Consider the following 2,311-nt stretch of genomic DNA (forward strand, 5'->3'; position numbering starts at 1 on the left):
GTCCGTACCTCGCGTACGGCGAGCCGCTCGTCGCCGCCTGCGCCGACGCCGGAACCGACTACGTGGACCTCACCGGGGAGCCGGAGTTCGTCGACCGCATGTACCTGCGCCACCACCGGGCCGCGGTCCGCAGCGGCGCGCGACTCGTGCACGCGTGCGGCTTCGACTCCATCCCGCACGACCTCGGCGCGCTCTGGACGGTGCAGCAGCTCCCGTCCGACGCCCCGATCACGTTGCGCGGTGTCGTCCGCTCCGGCGGGATGGCGTCCGGCGGCACCATCCACTCCGCCCTCGAGCAGTTCGCCGGCCTGCGCCGGATGAGGGAGGTGTACGGCGCCCGGCGCCGGGCCGAGGGGCGGCCGGCCGGTGGGTGCACGTCGCGCGCCGTCTCCGGCAGGCCGCACAAGGACCCGGTGCTCGGCTACTGGCTGCTGCCCCTGCCGACCATCGACCCGATCGTCGTCGCCCGCAGCGGTGCGGCGCTCGCGGCGTACGGTCCCGAGTTCCGCTACTCCCACTACGCCGGGACCAGGACGCTCCGGTACGCCGCCGGCGGCGCGGTCGGGGTCGGCGCGCTGGTCCTGGCCGCCCAGGTCGGTCCGCTGCGAAGGCTGGTGCTCGGCACGGTCGCGCAGGGGGAGGGGCCGGACGAGTCGCGTCGCGACGCGTCGTGGTTCACCGTCGACTTCGTCGGCCACGGTGGCGGACGCACCGTGCACACCCGCGTCTCGGGCGGCGACCCCGGTTACACCGAGACGTCGATGATGCTCGCCGAGTCGGCGCTGTGCCTGGCSTACGACGAGAACCCGCCCACCTCCGGCCAGGTCACGACCGCACAGGCGATGGGGGAGAACCTGCTGGCGCGCGTCCAGGCCGGCGGGCTGAGGTTCGAGACGCTCTGACCCGGGGCTAGGTGAGGTCGTCGGCCAGCGCCTGGAAGGTGGGGTGAAGCTCCTGCCAGCGGGCTCTCGCGTCGCACGGCCCGCGACCGGCGAGGTAGGCGACGAGGTCCTCGACGTGCACCTGGTCGCCCGCTCCGTAGGCGGCGATCTGCTCCAGGGGCACGCCGCGGTCCTCGATGACCAGCACGGTGTGGTCGCCGGCGGAGGTCAGGGTCACCTCGACGACACCGGCCGGCTCGTCGGGGCTCTGGGTCCGGACCAGCAGGCGGTGCGGAGGCTCGCACGCCTCCACGTGACAGGTGCCCTCCCACCCGCTGGCGAACCAGTGCGCCCGGAACTCGCCGCCCACGCGGAGGTCGCCCTCGACGTCGCCGAGCCATCGCGAGAGCCGCTCGGGGTCGGTGAGCGCCGACCAGAGGTCGTCGACGTCGGTCTCGAAGCGCTCCTCGAGATGGACGATCCCCGTGCCGCCTGCTGCCCGCAGGCTGCGGACGCTGCGGGGTGGTGTGCTGGGTGGTGTCTGGGAGGTCATCGGGTGCTCCTTCGGTCGCGCTTGCCGCGAGCTATCTCGGTGTGCAGGGCATCGAGACGCTGTTCCCACAGCGCCAGGTTCCGGTCCAGCCAGTCGTCGATCTCGGTGAGTGGCTGCGGACGCAGGCTGTAGACGCGCCGTTGTGCGTCCTGGCGGACCTCCACCAGACCCGCCTCCCGCAGCACCCGCAGGTGCCGCGAGACACCCGGACGCGCGATCGGCAGGAGCGCGGCCAGCTCTCCGGCGGTGGCCGGACCGCCGGCCAGCGCTTCCAGCATCGTGCGGCGACTGTCGTCGGCGAGTGCCTTCAGGACCGCTTCCACAACTTGTTTGTACCGTCTCAGTTACGTACCCGTCAAGGTACACAGCCGATCGAACGACCTGCGGCCCGTCTATCGGCGTCGGTGGAATCGGAGGTCGCCGTTGGGGAGTCGGTCGTGGAGGTAGCGGTCGTCGTGGGCGCGGTGGTGATGGTGGGAGCAGAGGAGTACGCCGTCTTCGAGGTCGGTGTTGCCGCCCTGGGACCAGGGGGTGAGGTGGTGTGCGTCGCACCAGGCGGCGGGGATGTCGCAGCCTTCGGCGCGGCAGCCGCCGTCGCGCAGGCCCATGGCCCTGCGCTGGGCGGCCTGATACAGGCGTTGGGAGCGGCCGAGGTCGAGGATCTCGGACGTCCCGCCGAGGACGGCGGGGATGATCTTCGCGGTGCAGGCGAGGCGGCGGGCTTCGGCTGCGGTGATCCGGTCACCGGTGCTGGTGGTGGCGACTCCGAGTCCGGTCTTCAGTGCTTCGAGGTCCATCGTGATGATCACGCTGGTGGCGGTGCCGCCGTGGACCGGGAGCCGGGTGGGGTCGAGGTGCTCGAGCAACGCGCAGAACG

The 2,311-nt window shown here is 72.4% G+C and carries 4 protein-coding genes; 1 reads left to right on the forward strand and 3 read right to left on the reverse strand.

Annotated features, from left to right (window positions below):
* A partial coding sequence (locus tag ACXJKL_RS19560) for a saccharopine dehydrogenase family protein (RefSeq protein ID WP_457208666.1) occupies positions 1-902 on the forward strand: 902 nt, incomplete at its 5' end.
* Positions 903-909: 7 nt separating this feature from the next.
* On the opposite strand, the gene ACXJKL_RS19565 is transcribed toward ACXJKL_RS19560, so the two are convergent.
* The 3 genes from ACXJKL_RS19565 to ACXJKL_RS19575 form a co-directional block, all read right to left on the reverse strand.
* Positions 910-1,434, reverse strand: a complete 525-nt coding sequence (locus ACXJKL_RS19565; protein ID WP_457208667.1) for an SRPBCC domain-containing protein — start codon at positions 1,432-1,434, stop codon at positions 910-912.
* Positions 1,431-1,757 (reverse strand): ArsR/SmtB family transcription factor, encoded by a 327-nt coding sequence (locus ACXJKL_RS19570; RefSeq protein WP_457208668.1) that lies wholly within the window; start codon positions 1,755-1,757, stop codon positions 1,431-1,433. Before ACXJKL_RS19570 ends, ACXJKL_RS19565 begins: the two co-directional genes overlap by 4 nt.
* A gap of 69 nt (positions 1,758-1,826) precedes the next feature.
* Positions 1,827-2,311 (reverse strand): DUF222 domain-containing protein (locus ACXJKL_RS19575; protein WP_457208669.1); only part of this gene is annotated, 485 nt, incomplete at its 5' end.

This window comes from Nocardioides sp. P5_C9_2, assembly GCF_054049555.1.

Excerpts from the sequence above, each read along its gene's own strand:
- ACXJKL_RS19565 (WP_457208667.1), bottom strand. The coding sequence starts at position 1,434 with ATGACCTCCCAGACACCACCCAGCACACCACCCCGCAGCGTCCGCAGC.